Annotated in this window: 23 protein-coding genes; 5 read left to right on the top strand and 18 right to left on the bottom strand. The window is 66.3% G+C overall.

What is annotated here, in order from left to right; all coding sequences use genetic code 11:
- Nucleotides 1-51: 51 nt before the first annotated feature.
- Together AM590_RS01515 and AM590_RS01510 are read right to left on the bottom strand one after the other, a co-directional pair.
- Entirely contained in the window at nucleotides 52-2,052 is a 2,001-nt protein-coding gene (locus AM590_RS01515; RefSeq protein WP_058825897.1) for a long-chain fatty acid--CoA ligase, read from the bottom strand.
- Between the two features lie 132 nt (nucleotides 2,053-2,184).
- The gene (locus tag AM590_RS01510; protein ID WP_058825896.1) at nucleotides 2,185-3,093 is read right to left on the bottom strand and encodes an MBL fold metallo-hydrolase; all 909 of its coding nucleotides are present in this window, start codon (nucleotides 3,091-3,093) and stop codon (nucleotides 2,185-2,187) included.
- 107 nt (nucleotides 3,094-3,200) lie between these two features.
- Between AM590_RS01510 and serS the strand changes: the two genes are divergently transcribed.
- A complete protein-coding gene (serS, locus tag AM590_RS01505; RefSeq protein WP_042662241.1) occupies nucleotides 3,201-4,583 on the top strand; it encodes a serine--tRNA ligase in 1,383 nt (460 codons plus the stop codon).
- A gap of 66 nt (nucleotides 4,584-4,649) precedes the next feature.
- On the opposite strand, the gene AM590_RS01500 is transcribed toward serS, so the two are convergent.
- Nucleotides 4,650-5,003 carry a nuclear transport factor 2 family protein gene (locus tag AM590_RS01500; protein ID WP_042662240.1) on the bottom strand — a complete coding sequence of 118 codons (354 nt, stop codon included), beginning with the start codon at nucleotides 5,001-5,003 and terminating at the stop codon, nucleotides 4,650-4,652.
- Between the two features lie 116 nt (nucleotides 5,004-5,119).
- Here AM590_RS01500 and AM590_RS01495 point away from each other — a divergent pair, with 116 nt between their 5' ends.
- Nucleotides 5,120-5,617 (top strand): DUF367 family protein, encoded by a 498-nt coding sequence (locus tag AM590_RS01495; protein WP_042662239.1) that lies wholly within the window; start codon nucleotides 5,120-5,122, stop codon nucleotides 5,615-5,617.
- Nucleotides 5,618-5,656: 39 nt separating this feature from the next.
- Here the strand turns inward: AM590_RS01495 and AM590_RS01490 are convergent, their stop codons facing one another.
- Nucleotides 5,657-6,418: a hypothetical protein gene (locus AM590_RS01490; protein WP_058825895.1), complete on the bottom strand. Its 762-nt coding sequence runs from the start codon at nucleotides 6,416-6,418 to the stop codon at nucleotides 5,657-5,659.
- A 137-nt stretch (nucleotides 6,419-6,555) separates the two neighbouring features.
- Nucleotides 6,556-6,918, bottom strand: coding sequence for a DUF5518 domain-containing protein (locus AM590_RS01485; protein ID WP_004976340.1), 363 nt, complete (start codon nucleotides 6,916-6,918; stop codon nucleotides 6,556-6,558).
- 210 nt (nucleotides 6,919-7,128) lie between these two features.
- On the opposite strand from AM590_RS01485, the gene AM590_RS01480 reads away from it, so the two are divergent.
- A complete protein-coding gene (locus tag AM590_RS01480) occupies nucleotides 7,129-8,106 on the top strand; it encodes an NOG1 family protein (protein ID WP_058825894.1) in 978 nt (325 codons plus the stop codon).
- A 141-nt stretch (nucleotides 8,107-8,247) separates the two neighbouring features.
- On the opposite strand, the gene AM590_RS01475 is transcribed toward AM590_RS01480, so the two are convergent.
- The 4 genes from AM590_RS01475 to AM590_RS01460 form a co-directional block, all read right to left on the bottom strand.
- On the bottom strand, nucleotides 8,248-8,982 hold the full coding sequence (locus AM590_RS01475; RefSeq protein ID WP_058825893.1) for an SIMPL domain-containing protein: 735 nt from the start codon (nucleotides 8,980-8,982) through the stop codon (nucleotides 8,248-8,250).
- Between the two features lie 138 nt (nucleotides 8,983-9,120).
- Nucleotides 9,121-10,425, bottom strand: coding sequence for a TIGR00341 family protein (locus AM590_RS01470; protein ID WP_058825892.1), 1,305 nt, complete (start codon nucleotides 10,423-10,425; stop codon nucleotides 9,121-9,123).
- A 42-nt stretch (nucleotides 10,426-10,467) separates the two neighbouring features.
- Nucleotides 10,468-11,190, bottom strand: a complete 723-nt coding sequence (locus tag AM590_RS01465; RefSeq protein ID WP_058825891.1) for a 5-formyltetrahydrofolate cyclo-ligase — start codon at nucleotides 11,188-11,190, stop codon at nucleotides 10,468-10,470.
- Nucleotides 11,191-11,274: 84 nt separating this feature from the next.
- The gene (locus AM590_RS01460; protein ID WP_058825890.1) at nucleotides 11,275-11,937 is read right to left on the bottom strand and encodes a helix-turn-helix domain-containing protein; all 663 of its coding nucleotides are present in this window, start codon (nucleotides 11,935-11,937) and stop codon (nucleotides 11,275-11,277) included.
- Between the two features lie 478 nt (nucleotides 11,938-12,415).
- Here AM590_RS01460 and AM590_RS01455 point away from each other — a divergent pair, with 478 nt between their 5' ends.
- Together AM590_RS01455 and engB are read left to right on the top strand one after the other, a co-directional pair.
- Entirely contained in the window at nucleotides 12,416-12,748 is a 333-nt protein-coding gene (locus tag AM590_RS01455) for a hypothetical protein (RefSeq protein ID WP_058825889.1), read from the top strand.
- A gap of 139 nt (nucleotides 12,749-12,887) precedes the next feature.
- The gene (gene engB / locus AM590_RS01450; RefSeq protein WP_058825888.1) at nucleotides 12,888-13,505 is read left to right on the top strand and encodes a GTP-binding protein EngB; all 618 of its coding nucleotides are present in this window, start codon (nucleotides 12,888-12,890) and stop codon (nucleotides 13,503-13,505) included.
- 54 nt (nucleotides 13,506-13,559) lie between these two features.
- Here engB and ddh read toward each other — a convergent pair whose 3' ends face one another.
- The 9 genes from ddh to AM590_RS01405 form a co-directional block, all read right to left on the bottom strand.
- Nucleotides 13,560-14,486 carry a D-2-hydroxyacid dehydrogenase gene (gene ddh / locus AM590_RS01445; protein ID WP_058825887.1) on the bottom strand — a complete coding sequence of 309 codons (927 nt, stop codon included), beginning with the start codon at nucleotides 14,484-14,486 and terminating at the stop codon, nucleotides 13,560-13,562.
- 101 nt (nucleotides 14,487-14,587) lie between these two features.
- Nucleotides 14,588-15,358 (bottom strand): DUF3179 domain-containing (seleno)protein, encoded by a 771-nt coding sequence (locus AM590_RS01440; RefSeq protein ID WP_058825886.1) that lies wholly within the window; start codon nucleotides 15,356-15,358, stop codon nucleotides 14,588-14,590.
- Between the two features lie 119 nt (nucleotides 15,359-15,477).
- On the bottom strand, nucleotides 15,478-16,536 hold the full coding sequence (locus tag AM590_RS01435) for a TrmB family transcriptional regulator (RefSeq protein WP_058825885.1): 1,059 nt from the start codon (nucleotides 16,534-16,536) through the stop codon (nucleotides 15,478-15,480).
- Nucleotides 16,537-16,658: 122 nt separating this feature from the next.
- On the bottom strand, nucleotides 16,659-17,114 hold the full coding sequence (locus tag AM590_RS01430; RefSeq protein WP_058825884.1) for a universal stress protein: 456 nt from the start codon (nucleotides 17,112-17,114) through the stop codon (nucleotides 16,659-16,661).
- Between the two features lie 32 nt (nucleotides 17,115-17,146).
- Entirely contained in the window at nucleotides 17,147-17,353 is a 207-nt protein-coding gene (locus AM590_RS01425) for a hypothetical protein (protein WP_050459284.1), read from the bottom strand.
- 30 nt (nucleotides 17,354-17,383) lie between these two features.
- Nucleotides 17,384-18,544, bottom strand: a complete 1,161-nt coding sequence (locus AM590_RS01420; RefSeq protein ID WP_058825883.1) for an ABC transporter ATP-binding protein — start codon at nucleotides 18,542-18,544, stop codon at nucleotides 17,384-17,386.
- Complete coding sequence (locus AM590_RS01415; RefSeq protein ID WP_058825882.1) at nucleotides 18,541-19,593, bottom strand: ABC transporter ATP-binding protein; 1,053 nt, start codon at nucleotides 19,591-19,593, stop codon at nucleotides 18,541-18,543. Before AM590_RS01415 ends, AM590_RS01420 begins: the two co-directional genes overlap by 4 nt.
- 1 nt (nucleotide 19,594) lies before the next feature.
- Complete coding sequence (locus AM590_RS01410) at nucleotides 19,595-20,575, bottom strand: ABC transporter permease (protein WP_253805810.1); 981 nt, start codon at nucleotides 20,573-20,575, stop codon at nucleotides 19,595-19,597.
- A 172-nt stretch (nucleotides 20,576-20,747) separates the two neighbouring features.
- Nucleotides 20,748-21,758 (bottom strand): ABC transporter permease, encoded by a 1,011-nt coding sequence (locus tag AM590_RS01405; protein WP_050459288.1) that lies wholly within the window; start codon nucleotides 21,756-21,758, stop codon nucleotides 20,748-20,750.
- Between the last annotated feature and the right edge of the window lie 3 nt (nucleotides 21,759-21,761).

The raw sequence follows: 21,761 nt of genomic DNA, 5'->3' as shown, positions 1-21,761 counted from the left end.
CGGGAGGGCGTTCGGCGAAAACACGGCTGGGGACGTTTCGGCTGTCCGATCTCACTGGGTCGCGGCTCGCCCGCCGCCCCGACGCTCTTCGCTCCGGCGGTCCTCGTCGTAGATGAGCGACACCTCGTCGGCGTAGCGGTCGAGGATGTTCCGGCGCTTCTTTTTCATCGTCGGCGTCATCAGGTCGTTCCCCTCCGTGAACTCCTCGGGAACGACGCGGAACTGCTTGATTCGCTCGTAGGACTCGAAGTTCTCGTTGGCCGCCTCCACTTCGGCCTCGATGCGCTCGTACACCCGGTCGTCGCGGCAGATGGCTTTCGGGTCCTCCGGGAGGTCGATACCCTCCTCGTCGGCCCACTTCCGCAGGCCGTCGAAACTGGGGACGATGAGCGCGGAGACGAACTTGCGACCGTCGCCGAGGACCATGCACTGTTCGACCACCGCGGAGGAGGCGAACGCGTCCTCGATGGGGCCGGGCGCGACGTTCTTCCCGGTCGAGAGGACGAGAATCTGCTTGGCGCGCTCGCGGAAGGTGATGTAGCCGTCGGGCCGGAGTTCGACCACGTCGCCGGTGCGGAACCAGCGATTGCCCTCGTCGTCCTCGACGAACGCCGCCTCGGTCTCTTCGGGGTTGTTCCAGTAGCCCTCGGTGACGCTCGACCCGCGGACGAGTAGTTCGCCCACCTCGCCGCCCGCGTCCCCGAGTTGGTCGCCGACGACGGTCGTGTCGAGTTTCGTCTCGACGTTCCGGAGCGGATAGCCGATGGTGCCGATTTTCGGCTCTTCAGGGGGGTTGACCGAGATGACGGGCGACGTTTCGGTGAGGCCGTAGCCCTCGTAAATCGGGAGGCCCATCGCGTGGTAGAGCGCGCACAGTTCGGCCGAGAGGCTCCCGCCGCCGCTGATGAAGAACTCGAGGTTGTCTCCGAGCGCCTCGCGCACCTGTCCGAACACGAGGCGGTCGGCGAGGCGGTGTTTCGCGGTGAGCAGGTACCCCGGCGCGTCGGTCGTGTGGTACGCCTGCCCGACGCCGACGGCCCACTCGAAGATGCGCTTTTTCGCGGGCGACTCGCTGGCTTGCGCCCGAATCGCGTCGTAGAGCTTCTCGTACACCCGCGGGACGCTCGTCCCGGTCGTCGGCCGGACGAGTTGGAAGTCCTCGCGGAGCGTGTCGGGGCTTTCGGCGTAGGCGACGGCCGCGCCCGCCGCGAACATCATGAAGTGGCCGGCCATGCGCTCGAAGACGTGGGCAAGGGGCAGGAACGACAGCGCCACCGAGTCGGGGCCGATGACCGGCGTGTCGCCTTTGTCCGGGCGCGGACCGAAGCGCCGATAGCTCTCGTTGACGTTCGACCGGAAGTTCCAGTGGGTGAGTTGGACGCCCTTCGGCTGGCCCGTCGTCCCCGAGGTGTAGATGAGGCTGGCGAGGTCTTCTGGCTCGCGCTCGTCCAACCACGACTCGTAGGCCGCCTCGTCGTACACCTCCTCGCCGCGGCGGTAGAGTTCGCCGAGCGTCAGCACGTCGTCGCGGTCGTCGTGGCCGTCGTACTCGTCCACGACGATGATAAACCGCAGATCCAACTCGTCTTCGACGGCGAGCACGCGTTCCAGTAGCTCCTCGTTCTCGACGACGACGGCGTTCGCGCCCGGGTCGGAAAGCAGGTACTGCACCTGTCGCTCCGACGACGAGGTGTACACCGTGGTGACGACGCCGCCCGCGCCGAGGACGGCGAAGTCCGTCTGGGCCCACTCCATGCGCGTGTGCGCGAGAATACCGACCCGGTCGCCGGCCTCGATGCCGAGGTCGCGGAACCCGGTCGCGAGGCGGCGGACGATGCCCCGCATTTCCTCGTAGGTCAGGTCGGCGTAGTCGCCGTCGGGGGCCGCGGGAACGACGCCCTCAGCGACCAGCGACCGCCGGTAGACGCCGCCTTTGTACCGCTGTGCGACTCGCGTGGCGTTCCGCGACGCGCTCGATTCGAACATCCGTGGGAGGGTCGTCCGCTCGATGACAGGGTCGTCGAACGCCGCCTCCGCGTCCCGCCAGTCCATGTTCTGTTAGTAATGATTCAACATTTAAAACTATGTACGTTGGGTCTGTTGAAACACCGCGATAGCGCGGGGAAACGCTGATTTCGAACCCGAGCGCGGTGCTTTTGGGTCGGCAGCGGTAGTGTCAGTGCGTCACTCGTCGTCGCCGATGTAGTCGAGGTAGCCGAGCACGCCGCGGGTGTTCAGGCGTTCTTCGTCGCGGGCCTTCCGCTCGCCCCACACCTCGGCCATCTGGCTGTGCTCGACGAAGTGGTCGATGACGGCCTCGTCGTCGTCGAGTTCCGCGCGCTTCTGTCGGATGGCCTCGACCCACTCCACGAGGACGCGCTTGTACGCCTCCGCGAGGTCGGTGTCGTAGGGCTTCGGGCCGAAGTGGCCGAAACAGACCGTCTCGGGGTCGATGTCCTCGATGGTCCGCACGTCGTCGAGCGCCTTCTGGAGGTGGAACTGCGAGGGCGGCGAGGTCTGGCGGAGCGTCCGCGACTTCGGCTCCCAGATGCCCAGCGCGTCGCCGACGAACAGCACGTCGTCGCCGTCGTCGTGGAACATCACCTGGTGCGGCGCGTGGCCGGGCGCGTGATGGACCGTGAGCGTCCGGTCGCCGAGGTCGATTTCGTCGCCGTCGGTGAGGCTCTCGACGCGCTCTTCTTCGATTGGGAGGGGTTCGTCGTAAAACTGCCATTGGTCTTCGACGGCCGCCTTCGTGCCCTCGATGAGCCGCGACGGGTCCACGAGGTGCGGCGCGCCGATTTCGTGGGTCATGACGGTCGCGTCGGGGTAGCGCTCGGCGAGGTAGCCCGCGCCGCCCGCGTGGTCGAGGTGGACGTGCGTCGGCAGGATGTACGCGAGGTCGTCGACGCCGGCCTCGTCGAGCATTCCGAAGACGTGCTCTCTATCGGCGGCGATGCCGGTGTCGATGAGCGCCGGTTTCTCGGCGTCAACGAGGTAGACCGAGCCGTACTTCTCGACCTCGTACATGCCGCTGTCGACGTAGTAGATGTCAGTGCTGTCCGGGACGGGTTCGACGTCGCCAATAGCCATAGTTGACGGCCGTCTCCGGGGAAGAAAAGCGTTCGGCCGCCGCGTTCTCGCCCCCGTCCTTCGGCGATGCGATACGATTTTCCCGCCCGCCCGGAAACCACAGCCCAATGATTGACAGGCAACTGCTCCGCGACGAACCGGAGCGAGTTCGCGACGCGCTCGCCGCCCGCAACATGGAGGGCGTGGACATCGACCGCGTCCTTGACGTGTACGACGAGTGGCGCTCGCTGAAGGCCGAGGGCGACGACCTCCGCCACGAGCGCAACGAGGTCAGCCAGAAAATCGGTCAGCTGAAGCAAGAAGGGAAAGACGAGGAAGCCCAGGAGGCTATCGACCGCTCGGGCGAACTCAAGACGGAGCTACAGGAGCTCGAAGCCCGCGCCGACGAACTCGAAGCGGAACTCGACGAGGCGCTCATGGAACTGCCGAACCTCCCCCACGAGTCGGTTCCGGTCGGGGCCGACGAGGCCGATAACGAGGAGGTCCGCCGCGTCGGCTTCGACGACCTGCGCGACCTCCCCGACGAGGTGACGCCGCACTACGACCTCGGCGAGGAACTCGACATTATCGACGAGGGTCGCGCGGCCAAGACCACCGGCTCGGGCTTCTACTTCCTGAAAGGCGAGGGCGCGATGCTCGAACACGCGCTCGTCCAGTTCATGCTCGACGTGCACCGCGAACAGGAGTACGTCGACCTGTTCCCGCCGATTCCGGTCAAGACCACCTCGATGGAGGGCACCGGTCAGCTCCCGAAGTTCGCCGAGGACGCCTACCGCATCGGCGGCTCGGAGACCGAGAACTACGAGGACGACGACCTGTGGCTCTGTCCCACCGCGGAGGTCCCGGTCACGAACATGTACCGCGACGAGATTCTCCTGAAGGACGACCTCCCGCTGAAACATCAGGCGTACACGCCGAACTTCCGGCGCGAGGCGGGCGAACACGGGACCGAGACCCGCGGCATCGTTCGCGTCCACCAGTTCAACAAGGTCGAACTCGTCAACTTCGTCGAGCCCGAGGAGTCGTACGACCGGCTCGAAGCGCTCGTCGACGAGGCCGCCGAAGTGCTCGACCGCCTCGGCCTGCCGTACCGCGTCCTCTCGCTTTGCACCGGCGATCTCACCTTCGCGTCGGCGAAGACCTACGACCTCGAAGTGTGGGCCCCCGGCACGGAGTCGGACGACGCCCCCGAACAGGGTGGTCGCTGGCTTGAGGTCTCGTCGGCCTCGAACTTCGAGGACTTCCAGGCGCGCCGCGCCGGCCTCCGATACCGCCCCGAGCGCCACGAGTCGGCCGAGTACCTCCACACGCTCAACGCGTCGGGCACGGCCGTCGGCCGCGTCATGGTCGCGCTGCTCGAATACTACCAAAACGAGGACGGCACGGTCGACGTGCCCGAACCGCTCCAGCCCTACATGGGCGGCCGTGAGGTCATCGAGGGCCACGAGCCCGTCGGCGAGGCCGCCGTTGGTGCGGGTAAGAAGGACTGAGCGACTGACGCACGCCGCGACCGCGAGTTTCTGTTCTTTCTCTCGTCTTTCCCGCGACTCGCGCCGTCAGTTCGCCGTCGATGACTTGACGAACGTCTTCAGGTCCGAGAGCTTCCCGTCGTGGGCACGGAACCGGTCGAGAAAGACGAACAGTTCGTCGCCGTCGCGGTCTTCGAGGTGGCCGCGGACGACGATTTCGTCGTCGGACTTCGACTGGATGTAGCGCTCGATGACGTGTCGCGTGTCCTTCTGCGGCCTGTCGTCCCGCATGAACGAGACGAACTCCTCGCGCCCCGAGAGCGTCATGTCGCCGCGGTGCTGGACGAACTCCGGTTCGAGGATATTCCGAAGCATGTCGTATCCGTGGTGGTCGAGCGCCGTGTAGTACTGCCGGGCCAGATACGTCGCGTCGGGATGCACGCCCTCTCTTCGTCGGCGGGCGGGAAGAATCCGACGCCGGCTCGCCTCGCCCCTCGCGTCGCGCGCGCCGACACCGCGTTCGGGACGCTTTTCTCGGCCAGTCGCGTACCCTGGGTGTGGACCTGCACGTTCGATACGAGGGCGACGACGACCCGAAGAAGTGCACGGCGAAGAAGCTCGAACGCTTCGACATGGCCGCCCTCCACGGCTCCGACCGCGAGACCCCCTACGGCGTCGTGCTCAACCCCCACGCCGACAGGGCGCTGTCGCCAGCCGACGCGGACACGGGCGCGCTCGTCGCGCTCGACTGCTCGTGGGAGTCGGCCGGCGAGGCCATGTTCTCGCTCCCCGGCGAGCACCGCGCGCTCCCGTATCTCGTCGCCGCCAACCCCGTGAACTTCGGCCGCCCGATGCAACTGACGACGGTCGAGGCGATAGCCGCCGCGCTCGTCATCTTCGGCGAGAAGAAGCGGGCCGAAGACGTGCTCTCGAAGTTCAACTGGGGCCACACGTTCCTCGAACTCAACGAGGAACCGCTGCGCCGGTACTCGGAGTGTGCGGACTCGACCGAGGTCGTCGAGATTCAGCGGGAGTACCTCGAACGCGGCGAGTAACACTCGACTACGGAGCGGCGAACCGCGTCGATTCCGCCTTCAGAGTCGGCTCGACGTCCAGTTGAGCGCGACGGTCGTCCCGGTGTCGACGCGCTCGGTCGGCGTCACTTGAATCACTCGCGCCCACGTCCCGCCGCTCGGCGCGGTGTAGTTCATCCCGCCGCAGTAACAGTCGACTTCGAGCGCGGGGTCTTCTTCGTCGTGACCGTCGTACGGATAGCCGGTGCGAGACCACGCGCTCCAGTCGATAGTGTCGCTGTCGTGGCGCGCGACGAGCGTGACTTTCAGCGGCTCTCCGATGGTCGTCGTCCCGTAGTGGATGTCCTCGCGGTCGGTATCGACGGTGTCGAGCGCCTGCGGCGACTCGGGGAGCAAGTCGACCTGCGAGAGGTCTTGGGTGTCGTACGTTTCCGTCGCCTGCACTTCGGCGTCGTCCGGCGCGCGGTACACCTCCGTCGTAAACGGAAGTGACGAGTCTTCGAGCCGAAAGCCGAGCAAGACCTCGTCCGAGGGGACCGATGTCTCCTCGACCAGCGTCGGGTGTATCTCCTCGGGGTTCTCGACGAAGTCGGCGGCTTCGAGCCCGCTTTCGGTTGTTTCTTCCTCCTGTTCGGTCGTCTCGTTCGCGGTCGTCGTGGTCTGCGTCTCGGTCGTGGTCTGTGTCCCCGCGTCGGTCGTTCGCGTCGTCTGGTCCGAGTCCCCGGACGAGCTACATCCAGCGAGACCGGTGAGGCCGGCGACGGCGACACCGCAAATCGATTGGAGGGTTCTTCGACGGGTGTGCGTTGACTCCTTACCCATGGCCGTCGGGTGTGGTCCCTCCCCCTTAGAGACCCGAGACAGTTTACGTGAAATAATGGGGCTTAGGACCATGCTAAACCCCGATTTCTGGACTATCGAACTCGGTGAGGTCGCGGTCGCGGCCCCGCGCTGTCGGGCTACCCCTTCACCCACGCGCCGACAGCCCCGGCGATGGCGCTGTCGATTGCGAAGATGAGCGTCAACACGACGCCCGCGACGAGGACGCCGACGCCGCCGAGGAGGCCACCCAGCGGCCCACCGGCGAGTCCGAGAAGACTCCCGAGCAGGGCCGCGAGGAGCGTCACGACGATACCCGAGATGGACCCCGCGACGAGGCCGTTCCACGCGCCGTTACCGAGCGTGCCGCCCGCGAGGTAGCCCGCCGCGAAGCCACCGAGGAGACCCGCCCCAATTTGGCCGATGAGCGGGAGCGCGAGTCCGCCGGTGCCGACGACGACGATGACGACGAACCCGACAGCGACCGCTTTCCAGTCAGTCATGGGTCGAAGTAGGCCGCGGGCGGGCAAGAACTTCGTGGCGGTCGGTAGGTGCTCGGCCGCTCGCTCACGTCAGCGCCCGCGAGCCGGTCCGGCCGCGACCCCCTCGCTTCCAGTCGAACCGTGCGTGAGACCTGCACGGAGAATCCACCGCTCGAAGCGCCGAGCCCCAAACGGACGCGCTTTTACGGCTCGGCCATGTAGCGGACTGCAATGATTTTCGAGTCTCTCCCGACCACGCCCCGGTCGGACGAACTCATCGACAAGGCCTTCTCGCGGGCCGCGCGCACGGGGCGAGCGAAGCAGAACAAGTTGGAGGCTCAGCAGTCGATGCTCCAGACGGCGTCGAACATCCTTTCCGACAACCTCGAGAACATCGTCGTCGAGTGGCCCGACTTCGAGACGGTTGACCCCTTCTACTACGAACTCGCCGACGCCATCGTCGACGTTGACGAGGTCCGAAAGAGTCTCTCGGAAGTGATGTGGGCCTCCCGGCAGGTCGACAACATCGCCCGCGAGTACCAGCCGAAGCTCCGCAAGACCGACGCGGACCTCGCGCGAAAGCACCGAAAGCAGGCGTTCGCTCGCATGGCGAGCGTCGTCGAGGAGGTCGAAGACGACCTGCTCCGCATCGGCGAGGCGCGCGACGCCCTGAAAGACCTCCCCGACATCCGCCCGGGCGAACCGGCAATCGTCGTCGCCGGTTACCCGAACGTCGGCAAGTCCTCGTTCGTCAACGACGTGACCCGCGCGTCGAACGAAATCGCCCGCTACCCCTTCACGACGAAGGGCGTCCAAATCGGGCACTTCGACCGCGACCGCATCCGCTACCAGATTATCGACACGCCGGGGCTGCTCGACCGGCCCGAAGACGAGCGCAACGACATCGAGCGGCAGGCCGTGAGCGCCCTCGAACACCTCGCGGACGCCGTCATCTTCGTCGCCGACGCCAGCGGGGCGTGTGGCTACCCCATCGAGTCGCAACTCGAACTCCGCGACGCCGTGAAGGCGCGCTTCGAGGAGCGCGACATCCCCGTCCTCACCGTCTGTAACAAGAGCGACCGCTCGACCGACATGGAGGCCGACCTCTACATGAGCGTCGAGACGGGCGAGAACGTCGAGGCCGTCCTCGACGCTGCGGTCGAGGCCATCGGGTTCGAACCCGACATCCCGCCGTCGCGCAACGAGTAAGCGACGCGGGATTTTTCGGTTCTGTCGGTTCTGTCTTGCCGCAGTACCTCGACGGGAGAGCCGCGGCTACGGGGTAGCTATCGGAGAAATGAGGGCGCGGGTGGGTTGAACCGCGAGTTCAGTCAGCGGGGCGTGGGGTGCTTACTCGGCTTCGTAGACCATCTGGACGGTCGCCGAGACGGTCACGGGGCCGGGCGAGAGTTCGGTCGACCCGGAGGCGCGGGCGGCGTCCTCGGCGTAGGCGACCGGGTACGGGCCGGGTGAGGCGCTGCCGCCGACGGTGGCGGTGTGGACGCCCGTGACGGTCAGGCCGGAGGCGCTGGCGACCGCGTCGGCGTCGGCCTTCGCGGAGTCGACGGCGCGGGTCAGGGCCTCTTCGCGGAGTTCGGCGCGCTTCTCGTCGGTCAGCGTGAAGGCGACGCCGCGGATTTCGCTGGCACCGGCACCGACCGCGAGGTCGATGACTTCACCGGCGCGGTCGGGGGCGACCTCGACGCGGAGGGTGTGGGTGGCGCGGTAGCCGAGGAGTTCGCGCTCTTGGCCGCTGTAATCGTACTCGGGGTAGATGTTGAAGCCGGTCGTCTGGATGGCGTCCTCGGCGATACCGGCGTCGGTGAGGGCGGCGCGGACGGCGGCCACGTCGTCGGCGACGGTGCCGCGGGCCTCATCCGCCGAGTCGGCGGTGGTCGTCACGGCGATGGAGACCACGGCGAGGTCGGCGTCGGCGGTCACTTCGCCGGTGCCGGTCGTGGAGATGGTCGTCGCGTTGGTCGCGTCTACGCCGCCGTCGGTCGTCGCCTGTAGGGGTGCCGAGAGACAGCCCGCGAGGAGGACGAGGCCAACGAGGAATATCGGAGCAATCGTGCGTCGTTGCATACCCATCGTACGTCGGTTCAGCTATTCAAGCCGCGCTAGAGACAAAGAGCGACTGTAGCCTTCGAGACGGGGGACAACGCGCCCGGCGCGTGCCGGCTGGTCGCACGGCGACGCGCCGAGAGCGAGGGTAAACTCGACCTACTCCACGACGGCGACGTAACGCACTTCGACGTCGATTTCGCCGGTGGCCCACGGCGACAGCGGCTCGGGGGCGACGGCGTTCACCCGCCTCGTGAGTTCGCGTTCGACCATCGGTGGGTCGGAGGCCGGGTCGTAGCCGACGGTCACGACGACGCCGTCCGGCTCTTGGAGCGGCCCGCTGTCGTACTGCAGTTCCATCGACAGCAGCCGGGCGTCGGTGTCCGAGAGCGCGTCCTCGATGGCGTCGCGCGCGTCGGACTGGAAGTCGGCGTTCCGGTAGGTCGTGTAGGTGACCGCGCCGAGGAACGACGAGAGGACGAGCAGTCCGACCCCGATGACGACGATACGGAACAGGGCGGCCCGGCGGGCCTCGTCGCGGCGAATCCAACGTTCCGGCCGGTAGCCCTGCTGCCAGAGGACGCCGATGGCGACGAAGTTGACGGAGAGGATGTTGACGAGGACGAGGATGGCCGAGCCGACGACGGCCTCGGGCGCGCCCCACGCGATGCCGATGCCGACGACGGCGGTCGGCGGGACCAACGCGGCGGCTATCATGACGCCGACGAGCGCGGTTGAGACGCCGGAAGAGAGCGAAATAGCGCCCGCAGCCCCCGCGCCGAGCGCGATGACGAGCGACAGCACGTCGGGCGCGAGGCGCTCGTCCACCTCGGGAATCGACAGCACCTCCGCGGGCGACAGCGGGACCGCCCCGGTCTGCCTGAGCAGGAAGGCGAAGACGGCGGCCGCGCCGACCGCGAGGAGGCCGCCGAGCGCCTGTAGGCGAACCCCGCGGACGAACATCTCGTCGTCGTCGACGACGGTGCCGACGCTCGCGGACATCGCGGGCCCGACGAGCGGGGCGATGACCATCGAGCCGACGACCACGGCCGGCGAGTCGAGAAGCAGGCCCGCGGTGGCGACGAGCGCAGAGATGACCGTCATGAGCACGTAGGTCGGCACCGACGGCGCGAGGTCCGCGGCCTTCGAGGCCAACTCCTCGCGGGCGATGCGGTCGCCGTTCTCGTCGTCTTCCTCGTACTGCTCGCGCAGTTGGTCGAACCGCTTCGAGGCGACCGTCTCGGCGGCGACGACGACGGTGTAGGCGTCGCGCTCGACGCCCGCCTCGCGGAGTCGCGCCAACACCGGTTCGACGGCCTCCTTGGGGACCGGGAAGGTGACGACGGCGACGAAGCCCCGCCCGGAGGTCTCTTCGGAGACGGCGTAGTCCACGCCCTCCTCGTCGAGCGTCCGCAGGACGGCCTCGCGCTTGCCGGTCGGCACCAACACCTGTACGAGTCGCACGGCCTCACGTCGGCCCGGGCGGTGAAATAAGCAGGGGCTCGGCTACGCGTCCGACTCGTCGTGCAACCGTCGGAGGACGGGCATCTCGTCGAGGCGTTCGTCGGGGAGCGCGTCCCAGTCGATGCCCGTCGGGCGCGGATACGGGGTCTCGGTTCGGACCAGCCGTTCGGGAGTGACGACGAGGTCCATCGGCACGTCGTGGGCGTCCGGCACCGGCAGGTCGTCGCGGACCTGTCGCTCGTGGACCGTCGTCGCCACGGTCGTCTCCGCGGAGACGGCTCCCAGCCCTCGCAACACCGCGTATTCGAGGTCGCTGAATCCCTCGCCCTTCCCGACGCGAGCGCCCGCCTCGGAGACGGCGACCGACCCCGAGACGACGAGGTCGATGGGCGGCAGAGCGTCGGGACCGACTTTGTCGGCGTAGGTCTCGACGTGCGAGACGGTCGGCGCGCTGTCGAGGTGTTCGTCGTCGATGCGGGCGGGGTCGAGCTCGTAGAAGCACTTCTCGTCGCGGAGCCGCGGGACGGCCATGTAGACGGTCTTGCCCTCGCGGAGCGCCCGCCGCCTGACGGGGAGTTGCGGGGCGTCCGGATTGGCCTTCACGGCGTCGGCGTCGGCCCACTCGGGCGTTGCCGCGAGTCGCTCGGCGGCCGCGCTCGCGTCGGCGAAGTTCGGAATGCGGCCGTGCGGCGGGAAGGGGAACCGGGCCGCGCCCGACGATTCGAGGTCGTCCCACACCGTCGTTCGGAGCGTCGCTTTGTCCATCGCGTCGCCGTCGCGTACTCGCGGCGGACCAATAGCTCCCCCGTTCGGGCCGCGGGCGAACCGTGTCTCGGCGCGAGCAGCCGCCTATGAGAGGTCGGCCGCCGACTGCGACAACAGTACCTTCCGCAGGACGGTATCGGCCCCGCGGCGGACGCGCTCGGAGGCGGCCTGCGGGCTGATTCCGAGTCGTTCGGCCACCTCGCTGAGCGTGGTCTGCCGCGGCACCTCGAAGTAGCCCTCCGAGACGGCGGTGACGAGCGCCTCCTGTTGTTCGTTGGTGATGTCGAAGTTGTAGACGCCCGGTTCGCCCTCCGCGAGGGTGTAGATGCGCTCGACGTGGAACTCCAGTCCCTCCTCCTGACAGCGGTTGTGGAACTCGGTCAGCCCGGTGTGGTCACTGAACCGGAGGCGGAACGTCCACGGGTCGTTGCCGTGGGCTTCGAGAATCGTCGCCTCGCTGTCTGTGAGAATCCGGGTCAGACTCGACGTGGTCCCACCCCAACTGACTCTGTACAACACGCGGTTTTCGACGCGGGCGACCGCGGTCAGCTCGTCGACGATGCTGTTGTCTCGAACGGCGCGTTCGAACGCCTCGAAGTCGGTGCCGCGCGCCCAAAAGAACGGCATGACCTCACCGCCGGTCGGGACGACGCGCTCTAGCTCGATGTGGACGCCGTTCGACACGGCGGTGACCCTCCCGAGGTCGAAGCTCTCAGAGTCGATCGTCAACTCGACGATTACGGCCATTACTGGCTGCCATTTCGCCGCCGCCGTATTGAACTCCCTTGTCAAGACACTGCTAAAAATCGGGTGTTGGGTTGTTCTGGGAGCCGGTATTCACTCCATTCAGCTAGTATTCCGCCCGAAAGAACTCGCTCGTGACCAGATTCGGTTCATAACATGTAACGGAGGTTCCGATTGGCTACTTCAATGACCGGACTGTGAAAGCAGAAAGAGAATGCTGACTTGCTAGCTATGCTCTCTCGGGGGACGTAGTTGTGAACGCACACAGACATCGACAGCCGTACGCCGCCCGACCGCGTCGTGATGGCGCAGAGGCGTACGGACGTGTGAGTGACGGGCCGCGCTCTCGACGGTACCGGTATCGGGTGGTGTCCACCGGGTGCCCGGAGCGGGGCCTTCCGGCGACTCGCGGGAGACGCTTTGCCTCGGCGTCTCGCGCCCGTCGCGCGACGCCTGTTCGGATCCAACGGGGGTCGTGCCGATGGTAGCCGCGACATCCCCCCGCCTCGACGAGGCGTTCGACGCCCTCGGAAACGTCCATCGGCGGCAGTTGCTGATGGGCCTGCGCCGACGGAGACGCGCGCGCCTCGAAGCGGCAACGCGGGACGCGGCCGTTGGTGGCGGCTGCGACCGCGACCGACTGAAGGTGGAACTGTTCCACGTTCATCTGCCGAAACTCGCTGACGCCGGCTTCGTCGAGTGGAATCGCCATCTCGGTTCCGTCGCGCGCGGCCCTCGATTCGACGAAATCGAGCCGCTGTTGCGATTTCTCGACGAGAACGCGGGCGAGTTCTCGGCGAGCGGCTGTGACTGACGCGGCCGCCTCATTCACGCGTCGTCGGCGAGCCGTCGTGGGGGCGACTCGCCCGGAGACGTGATTTTTTCGACGCCGACGCCTCGCAGCGCGGCGTCCGTACCGCCCACCTTATCCGTCACGGCGGCGAACCGCCGGTATGTTCGAAGACCGACCGAACCGCGACGAAATCGTCCTCGTCGGGCGGTCGAACGTGGGGAAGTCCACCCTGATGCGAGAGCTGACGGGTCACAGCAAGTTCACGACGGGGAAGAAGCCCGGCGTCACCCGCAAACCCAACCACTTCGACTGGAACGCGGAGCACTTCATGTTCACCGACCTCCCCGGGTTCGGCTTCATGTCCGGCGTCGACCGCGACACCCGCGAGGCAATCAAGACCGACGTCGTCCAGTACATCGAGGAGCACGCGGACGACATCCTCGCGGCGGTCCTCGTCGTCGACGGGAAAAGCGTCATCGACATCATCGACCGCCACACCACCGAGGACTCCATCCCCCACGACGTGGAGATGTTCTTCTTCCTCGATGAACTCGACATCCCGACCGTGGTCGCGGTCAACAAGATGGACAAGGTCGACGACCGCGACGAGCGCCTGAACGACCTCTGTGACCGCCTCGGTCTCTTCCCGCCGTGGAAGCAGTGGCGGAACGTCATCGCGCCCATCACGGCCAAGCGCGGCGACATCTCGCACCTCGAAGAGGCCCTGCGGTCGCACCTCCACGAACAGGGCCGCGACGACCTGTTCAAGTTCCTCTGAGCGGCTCGCCGACGCGCCGGCCGTTTCGCCCCCGGTTCGGACCACGGCGGCCCCTCACACCACGCGGTTCGTGAGCGATTCGCCGGCGGCTATCTTCTCGACGTTCTCCCGCACGAGCGCCGCGATGTCCTCGTGGTACTTCCCCGTCGCGGCGCTCACGTGCGGCGTGACGAGCACCTCGTCGAAGCTCCACAGCGGCGACTCCGCGGGGAGCGGTTCCTCGGCGAACACGTCGAGCGCCGCGCCCGCGATGTCGCCGTCGTCGAGCGCCGCCACGAGGTCGTCTTCGTCGACGACGGGCCCGCGCGCGACGTTCACGAGGTAGGCGTCCTCGCGCATCGCCTCGAACGCCGGCGCGTCGACCATGCCCGTCGTCTCATCCGTCAGCGGTAGCGCCAGCACGACGAACCGGGCGTCGGCGATAGCCTCGTGGAACCGGTCGGGCGTGAACACGGTCGAGACGTTCTCGACCGGGTCGCCGGAGCGCCGGACGCCGACGACCTCCATGCCGAGGGCGGCCGCGCGGTCGGCGACGCCGCGCCCGAGCGTGCCGAGCCCGACGACGCAGACGCGCTCGCCGTCGAGGGTGAACGGTTCTTTGTAGCGGGGCAGATCCCACTCCCGGTCGCGCTGGGCGTCGCGGTAGGCGTGGAGGCGGCGGGCGAGCGTCAGCATGTAGGCGACGACAGTCTCGCCGACCGTCGTCCCGTGGACGCCGGTGCTGTTCGTGAGCGCCGTCCCGGCCGCCTCGTAGGTGTCCACGGGGAACTCGTCGTAGCCGGCGCGAACGCAGTGGACCCAGTCGGCCTCGACGAACGCGTCTCTGTGGCCGAACGAGACGACCGCGTCGCCCGGACCGAACGTCTCTCCCTCGGCGACGAGTTCGACGGGGACGTCGGAGCTCGAAAGCGCCTCCACGAACAGGCCCGGCGGCATCACGCGACCGACCGACTCGTCGACCGCGATGCGTTCGATGTGCATGGCCGAGCGGTCACCGCGGCCCACGAAGGAAGTTGCGCCTTCGGCGTCGGTGTCCGGTTTTCCGGCGTCCGATTTTCTGCTGTCCGGTCTCAGTCCCCGACTTACGTCGTCTTCGACCACGGCGGCGGGAGGAGCACGTCGGTGTCGGGGTGGTCGGCACGCCACTCGGCCCACGTCGTCACCGACGATGGGAGAATCGCCAGTTTCTCGCCGGCCTGCGACCCGCAGATGCCCGTCGCCAGCAGTTGGCTCCAGTAGCTCCCGGTCGCCTCGTCGTAGAGCACGAGGTTCGCGGCGTTGCGGAGTTCGGTGTCGCCGGTCAGGACCGACGCGCCGAACACCCGGCCCTCGGCGGCACTCGTAAAGCCGTAAGCCGCGGGCGGCTGCCACAGCTGTCCCGATGGGAGAAACGTCGTCGGAACGCCCTCGACGAGTCGCTCAGCGACGAGGCCGGCCTGACACATCGGGCAGTACGCCACGAACAGCGGCTCGCCGCCGAGGCTGTCGTTGACGACCTCGTGCCACCAGAGGACCGAAAGCGGGTACGCGCGGGTCGCCCCGCCGCGCTCGACGCCGACGACGTACGTCTCGTCGTACAGTCCGGGTTCGGGGTCGTCGCCGAAGCGGTACTTCGCGTCCACCCGCCGGCCCGCCCACCCCGAAGCGACCGCGGGTTCGACGATGGCGTGGATGCCGTCGACGATGTTCGGCGGCGCGCTACAGACCGTCCGCGGGAAGCCCTGCGCGACGACCGGGTCGGGGTTCTCCGGCGCGGGGAATCCCACCATCGGCGGCCGCATCCCTCCGACGGTACAACCCGCGAGGCCGGCGGTCGCCGCGCTCACGAGTCCGAGAAAGGCACGGCGGTACATACAATAATTCGGTGCGGAGATAGCAAGGACCTTGCGGAGGTTGTGTGTCCGTGTCGCACGGGACGACGGGGAACGATGCCTCTCGATTCGTCAGTCTTCGCGGGGTGAGGGTACGGCGCTCACGGATTCGCCCGGAGCGTCACGCTCTCAGCCCGGTGGTCCTCAATGAACGCGCCCGGCCCACCGAAACTCACCTCGCCATCGAGGGTCTCGAGAACGAGGCTCGTCTCTAACGTGTAGTCGTTCGACGCCGGTTCGACGAACGCCTGTCTGATGTCGATTATCTTTCCGAAGAACTCCTCTCCGCTCTCCGTCACGACGTCTGCCCAGAGGTCGGTCCCCGCTTGCCGATGGAGGAACGCGTGGAAGACCGCCTCGCGGAACCAATCATACGACGCCGGAAGCGGGTCGGGGTCTGTCACGTACTGAAGCTTCGAGGCGGGCCAGTAGGCGCTGAGATACATTCCGAGAACGGACCCCGCGAGATGGTTCTGTGTGACGGTGACCGCGTCCTTGTCGTTGTGTGGTAGTTCGAGGACGTGGGGGTCACCGATCATCGCGGATTTGTCGTCGACGGTGTAGAGGAACGGGAGGCTCGCGTCCCAGTAGCGGACGGCGTCCGCGACGTCGGCGAATTCGTGGGTATCGTCGTCCACCTCGTCCATCTCGCCGAGCAGGAGGAAGATAAACACGCCTCTGGCGGCCGCGTCCTTGAGTTCCGCTTCTATCTCGGGATAGACGTGTTCTGGCACGGCGACTAACGCCTCGACCTCCGCCTCCGAGAGGGCGGTCCGCATCCGTTTGAGCGCGGTCTCGCGGGACTTTATGATTCGTATCTCGGGTGCCTGCTCGGTACTATCGTCGAACCGCTCCTTGAGCGACGGCGTTATCGATTCGATGCGAGTGGAGAGGTTCTGCATCGCCTCCTCGGGCGGTAAGGCGCTGATTGTCGTCGGCGACGCGTGTTTCTTTACCCGGACGAGCCCCCGCCGTTCGAGTCGCTCGGCGATGCCGTAGACTCCCCGTTGGCTGACGTCTGCGGCTTCCGCGATGGCACGGGTCGTCGCCTCTCCCAGCGAGAGGAGTGCGAGATATGTGTCGATCTCCGTATCGGACAGGCCGAAGACGCTCAGTTCCTCTCTGAGCGTCGCATCGTCCAGTCCACTGGACCGAGTCATTTCGTTCACGTAAGGTAGCTGTTCATTCATATAGATACTTTGTGTCGTGTGCGGTGTCTTCGGGCGGTCGGAGCGGTATCGGACACCACGGAACCGGACGTGAAACTGTCACATACTGTTTTTCAGCTCACTGCAACGGTCACGTAGCCCTCGAAATCGAGGATGACCCGCTGGGTGCGGTCACCGAAGAGCGCCTTCTTGGTCGGTGACCGGCGCGGTCCCGAAAGGAAGACGTGGTCACAGTCGGTCTGTTCCGCGATATCGACGATTGCGGCGGCCTGTTCGTTCGCCTCCGCGACGACGGTTCTGAGTTCGTAGTCGACGGCCGACCCGAGGACCTCGCTCGCAGCGTCTTCGACCTCGCCGGACACGCCGTCGAGGACAGCGTCTTCGTCGTAGCTCGTGTGCTCTGCCCGGCCGATGGCATCGAGCGTTCGTTCGACTTCTTCGTACTCGTCCGGCGTCGCGAGTGCGACGACGACGAGGTCCGTCCCGCCCCCGACGGCGAACGTCCGGGCGCGTTCCAGCAGGTTTCGGTCACGGTCTATCCGGTCAATTGCGACAAGTGCGCGTGGCATTGTTGTGTATGGGTTTGGGTGTGTCTCGTGTCTCACCGGCTCAGCTCGATTTCTTCGAACGGGTCCCAGTCGAAGTAGATGAACGCGGACGAACCGACGACCGTCACGCCGAGCATTCCGAGGCTCAAGAGGGTGACAACGGACGTCGCCGTCCCCGGTTCGATGTACGGGAGCGAGAGCGCGAGGAAGGCGAGCAAGACCACGCCCGAAACGAAGAACGCGCGCCAGACGGCGGTCATCGGTGGCACCTCTCGCGGGAGTCCACGGTTTCAGTCATCGCTCTCTCCCCGTGGTCGCGGTGCATCCGTCGGTTCGACGCCATCGAGCGGGTCGCTGTCCCAGTACTCGTGGTCCGGGTCCGTCCGGTGACAACCGGCGCAGTGAGCCCCCGGTTGGCCCGCCTCGTCGCCGAGTTCGGGCGCTTCGGTCGTACACACCTCGCGTGCCTCCGGGCAACGCGTGTGGAAGTGGCAGCCAGATGGTGGATTCACCGGGTCGGGGATATCGATAGAGCGGACCGGCGGGTCGGTCAGTTCCTGTTGGCTCGGGTCGAGGTCGGCTGTCGCCCACCGGAGGACCTTCGAGTAGGGGTGTTTGGGGTCGCGTAGCACCTTCTCCGGAGGACCGATTTCGACGATTTCCCCGAGGTACATGATGGCGACGCGGCCGCCGGCCTTCTCGGTGAGGTACCGGGCGTTCGACAGCGTGTGCGAGATGAAGACGAACGACGTGTTGAACTGCGATTGAAGTTCGAGGAGCAGGTCCATCGTCTCGACGCGCAGCGAGACGTCGAGCGCGCTGACGGCTTCGTCAGCGAGGATGACATCTGGGTTCATCAGCAGTGCACGCACGAGTGCGACGCGCTGTTGCTCCCCGCCGCTCAGCTGGTGCGGGTACCTGTGTGCGTACTCCTGGGGCGGCTGCATCCCGACTCGATCCAGGAGCGCGAAGATTCGCGCGCGCCGGTCCTCGGTAGACAGCTCGGAGTTCCACCGCTTGAGCGGCGCTTCGAGCGAGGTCAGCACCTTCCGATTGGGATTGAGCGCTGCGCCGGGGTCCTGATGGATTATCTGGAGTGCCTTGCGGATGTCTCCGTACGAGACGCTCGCGTCTCTGTTTCCGTCCTTGGCGTCCCACACGTCTTGGCCTCGGTAGGTCACCGTCCCGTCCGTGGGCCGTTGAACGCCGATTATCGTCTTTCCGAGAGTCGTCTTTCCGCACCCGGACTCGCCGACCAGCGCGAGGACTTCGTTCTCCGGGATATCGATAGAGACGCCGTCGACTGCCTTCACCCGCTGTGCGTCGTTGAACAGCGAGTCGACGAGCCCTTGTTCTTTCTCGAAGTGCACGGAGACGTCTTCGAGCGAGACGACAGTCTCGTCGTCCCGGTCGGTCGTTTGACTTCCCGTCGAGTTGCGTTGGTCGCTCATGACTCGACCACCTCCAGTTCCAGCGGAACCGCATCGCCGGCGTCGTCGTGGTTGAAACACGCCGTCCGCTGATCGTCTGCGGTGTCGAACCACGGAGGGGTCTCTTCGTGACACTCGTCGGTCGCGAGGGGACACCGCGGCGCGTAGTGACAGCCGTTCGGCGTATTCGCCGGGTTCGGCGCGCTGCCCGGTATCGGTCGCATCGTCTCCAACGGGGCATCGAGGCTCGGGACCGCTCTCAGGAGCGCCCGCGTGTACGGGTGTTGGGAGTTTCGAACGACCTGTTCGCTCGGGCCGACCTCCGCGAGTTCGAACGCGTAGAGGATGGCGAGCCGGTCGGCCAGCCCGGACACGAGCGGAAGGTCGTGCGTGATAAAGAGGATAGAGAGGTTGTACTTCTCCTTGATATCGTCGAGCAGGCTCAGGATGGACCGCTGCATCAGCAGGTCCAGCGCCGCCGTCGGTTCGTCCATCAAGAGCACCTGCGGCTCTAAGACGAGCGAAAGCGCGATGAGCGCTCGCTGACTCATTCCCCCGGAGAGTTCGTGGGAGTAGGAGTCCAGCACTCGGTCGGGGTCCAGATACAGGTCTTCGAGGAGTTCCCGCGCCCGTTCCATTCCCTCCTCGACGTCGTAGTCGTGGGCGTCGAGGGTCTCCTCGAAGTGACCGCGGACGGTCATCGTGGGGTTGAACGAGGAGAGTGCTCCCTGGAACACCATGGATATCTCTTCCCATCGGAGCGACCGCAGTTCCTCGTCCGAGAGGTCGAGGATGTTCACGGGCTCGCTTCCGCGCTCGGGGTAATATCGAATCTCACCGGTGGTAATTCCGGGTTCTTCGACCGCGTCCATCATCGCGTTGGCGAGCATCGACTTCCCCGACCCCGATTCGCCGACGACGCCGAGTATCTCCCCGCGTCTGAGGTCGATACTCACGTCGTCGAGTACCATCGCGTCCCTGTACTCTAAGTCGTAGGTGACGCTCGCGTTTCGGACCTCTATGATAGGGTCGTGCGCGCCGCGTCGTTCTGTCTGGCTGTCTCGTGGCATGTTAGATATCACCCGTGTTTGGGGTGTCGCCGTCGCCGCTGGCGACGGATTTCGCGTGTCGAGCACGGACTCTCGGGTTGAAGATGCGGTCTGCTCCCTGTGCGAGGAGGGTCAGCCCGAGTGCGAGGACGATGATCGTGAGCATCGGCATCAGCAACCAGTGGAAGGCCGATGGCGAGGAGGTGGCGCCGGCCCGGTTGACCGCCGCGTTCATCATGACGCCCCAGTTGACCTTGTTGTACGGGAGCACGCCGAGGAAGTACAGCCCCACGGAGCCGAAGATGACCGCGCGGGCCTGTTGGACGAAGTTCATCGTGATGTACGGCATCAGGTTCGGGATGATGTCGCCGGCGACGATGGTCGGCGTGCTCATCCCCATGATGCGGGAGGCCTCGACGTACTCGTCGTCTCTGATGGTGAGCACCTGCGAGCGAATCGCGCGGGCCAGCCCGGCCCAGGCGTTAATCGTGATGAGGACGCCGATGACGGCCGGATTCCCTTTGATCTGCAGCGCCGTCGCGAGGACGATGGTCAGCGGGAGTCCGGGAACGGTCATCATGATGTCCGTAACGGTCATCAAGACGCTATCCGTCTGGCCGCCCTTGTAGCCGGCAAGCGTGCCGATGGCCGTGCCGAGAACGACGGTGAACACCGCACCCGCGGTGATCATGACGAGCATCGACGGCGTGGCGTGGACTATCTGCGAGAGGATGTTCGTTCCCGACGCGGTCGTTCCCAGCGGGTATTCGAGCGTCCGGAACGCGCCGACGAGAAGCGGCCCCTGGTTCGGTTTGGGTTCACTGACGAACAGCGGTCCGACCGTTCCCAGCAGCAGGTAGGTGACGACGACGAGCAGTCCGGCTCTGGCGCGCCAGTCGTCCCACACGATTCGCGCGGGTGCGAGCACCGCCTCGTCGAGCCACTGGCGGCGACGCTCGGCGTTGGTCATCGAGACCTCCGCCATCCGCTCGAACTCGGACACAGTCTTTCCGCCGTCCGCGACTGGTCGCCCCGTTCCGTCGTGTCCGGTGACGGCAGATCGCCGATCTCTCTCACGCGAAGCGGAACCTGCGTCGGTGTCACAGCTGAGTGCTTCGACGAGCGGGTCCGCGGTCTCGTCGCCCGACGAACCGCCGGACGCGCCGTCTGTCGGCTCAGTAGGACTCACGCGAAGCACCTCCTTTGGCGCGGGGGTCGAGCCACCCGTACGTCAGGTCCGCGACGGTGATGCCGATGACCATCGCGACGGTGATGAGGATGAACGCACCCATCATCAGCGGCGAATCCCGCGCGTTGATGGCCTGAATCAGGTAGAAGCCGATACCGGGGTACGCGAAGATGTTCTCGATGATGACCGCGCCGCCGAAGACCGTCCCGATGGCGATCATCAGCCCGGTGTACATCGGCAGAATCGCGTTCCGAGCGACGTACCGGAGCGCGATACGGCGGGTGGGAAGCCCACGGAGCCTCGCGACCCTGAGGTAGTCCTCGCCGAGGACGCGGATACTGTTTCCGCGCATGCTCAGCGCCCATCCGCCGAACGCCACAATTGCCATCGACAGAATCGGGAGCGTCCCGTGATACAGCACGCTCGCGAGGAAGGGGACGTTGAGTCCGGGCGTCAGTTCCGAGGCGTACCGCCCGCCCGTCGGGAACAACTGAAGCCGGTAACCTAGGAAGGCGATGAACAGCAAGGCGACGACGTAGCCCGGCGTCGAGTTGAGAACGAGCCCGACGCCCGTGCTGCCGACGTCGAACGTCGAACCCTCCTTGTAGGCCATGAACGCGCCCAGCGACACCCCGACAGTGAACGCGAGGAAGAGCGCGGTCGCCGTCAGGAACACGGTCCATGGGATGGCCGGTCCGATCACACCTGCGACCGATTGGTCGTACCAGATCGACTGACCGAAGTCTCCCCGGAAGATGGCGGTCATGTAGTCGATGTACTGAACGTACACCGGTTCGTCGACCGCGATGTTGGTCTGGGCCGCGATTCGTCGGTTAATCTCCGCGGTCGACAGGTCGCTTCCGCCCTGTTGAATCATCTGCGCCCGGAGGTAGTCCAGCGGTCCGCCGGGGAGGAGCCTGATGAGACCGAAGCTCGCCGACACCACCACGAAGATGGTGAGAAACGACCGACCGAGTCGCTTGAGTACGTAGCTCATCGG

This window comes from Haloferax sp. Q22 (genome assembly GCF_001482285.1).
Taxonomy (GTDB): domain Archaea; phylum Halobacteriota; class Halobacteria; order Halobacteriales; family Haloferacaceae; genus Haloferax.
Note: the sequence above shows the minus strand (reverse complement) of the source record. Positions and strands in the feature narration are given on the sequence as shown.

What these genes read in the sequence shown, in the direction of transcription:
- AM590_RS01515 (WP_058825897.1), bottom strand. Translation starts at nt 2,052, where the DNA reads ATGGACTGGCGGGACGCGGAGGCGGCGTTCGACGACCCTGTCATCGAG.
- AM590_RS01510 (WP_058825896.1), bottom strand. Translation starts at nt 3,093, where the DNA reads ATGGCTATTGGCGACGTCGAACCCGTCCCGGACAGCACTGACATCTAC.
- serS (WP_042662241.1), top strand. Translation starts at nt 3,201, where the DNA reads ATGATTGACAGGCAACTGCTCCGCGACGAACCGGAGCGAGTTCGCGAC.
- AM590_RS01490 (WP_058825895.1), bottom strand. Translation starts at nt 6,418, where the DNA reads ATGGGTAAGGAGTCAACGCACACCCGTCGAAGAACCCTCCAATCGATT.
- AM590_RS01485 (WP_004976340.1), bottom strand. Translation starts at nt 6,918, where the DNA reads ATGACTGACTGGAAAGCGGTCGCTGTCGGGTTCGTCGTCATCGTCGTC.
- AM590_RS01480 (WP_058825894.1), top strand. Translation starts at nt 7,129, where the DNA reads ATGATTTTCGAGTCTCTCCCGACCACGCCCCGGTCGGACGAACTCATC.
- AM590_RS01475 (WP_058825893.1), bottom strand. Translation starts at nt 8,982, where the DNA reads ATGCAACGACGCACGATTGCTCCGATATTCCTCGTTGGCCTCGTCCTC.
- AM590_RS01465 (WP_058825891.1), bottom strand. Translation starts at nt 11,190, where the DNA reads ATGGACAAAGCGACGCTCCGAACGACGGTGTGGGACGACCTCGAATCG.
- AM590_RS01460 (WP_058825890.1), bottom strand. Translation starts at nt 11,937, where the DNA reads ATGGCCGTAATCGTCGAGTTGACGATCGACTCTGAGAGCTTCGACCTC.
- AM590_RS01455 (WP_058825889.1), top strand. Translation starts at nt 12,416, where the DNA reads ATGGTAGCCGCGACATCCCCCCGCCTCGACGAGGCGTTCGACGCCCTC.
- engB (WP_058825888.1), top strand. Translation starts at nt 12,888, where the DNA reads ATGTTCGAAGACCGACCGAACCGCGACGAAATCGTCCTCGTCGGGCGG.
- ddh (WP_058825887.1), bottom strand. Translation starts at nt 14,486, where the DNA reads ATGCACATCGAACGCATCGCGGTCGACGAGTCGGTCGGTCGCGTGATG.
- AM590_RS01440 (WP_058825886.1), bottom strand. Translation starts at nt 15,358, where the DNA reads ATGTACCGCCGTGCCTTTCTCGGACTCGTGAGCGCGGCGACCGCCGGC.
- AM590_RS01435 (WP_058825885.1), bottom strand. Translation starts at nt 16,536, where the DNA reads ATGACTCGGTCCAGTGGACTGGACGATGCGACGCTCAGAGAGGAACTG.
- AM590_RS01430 (WP_058825884.1), bottom strand. Translation starts at nt 17,114, where the DNA reads ATGCCACGCGCACTTGTCGCAATTGACCGGATAGACCGTGACCGAAAC.
- AM590_RS01425 (WP_050459284.1), bottom strand. Translation starts at nt 17,353, where the DNA reads ATGACCGCCGTCTGGCGCGCGTTCTTCGTTTCGGGCGTGGTCTTGCTC.
- AM590_RS01420 (WP_058825883.1), bottom strand. Translation starts at nt 18,544, where the DNA reads ATGAGCGACCAACGCAACTCGACGGGAAGTCAAACGACCGACCGGGAC.
- AM590_RS01415 (WP_058825882.1), bottom strand. Translation starts at nt 19,593, where the DNA reads ATGCCACGAGACAGCCAGACAGAACGACGCGGCGCGCACGACCCTATC.
- AM590_RS01405 (WP_050459288.1), bottom strand. Translation starts at nt 21,758, where the DNA reads ATGAGCTACGTACTCAAGCGACTCGGTCGGTCGTTTCTCACCATCTTC.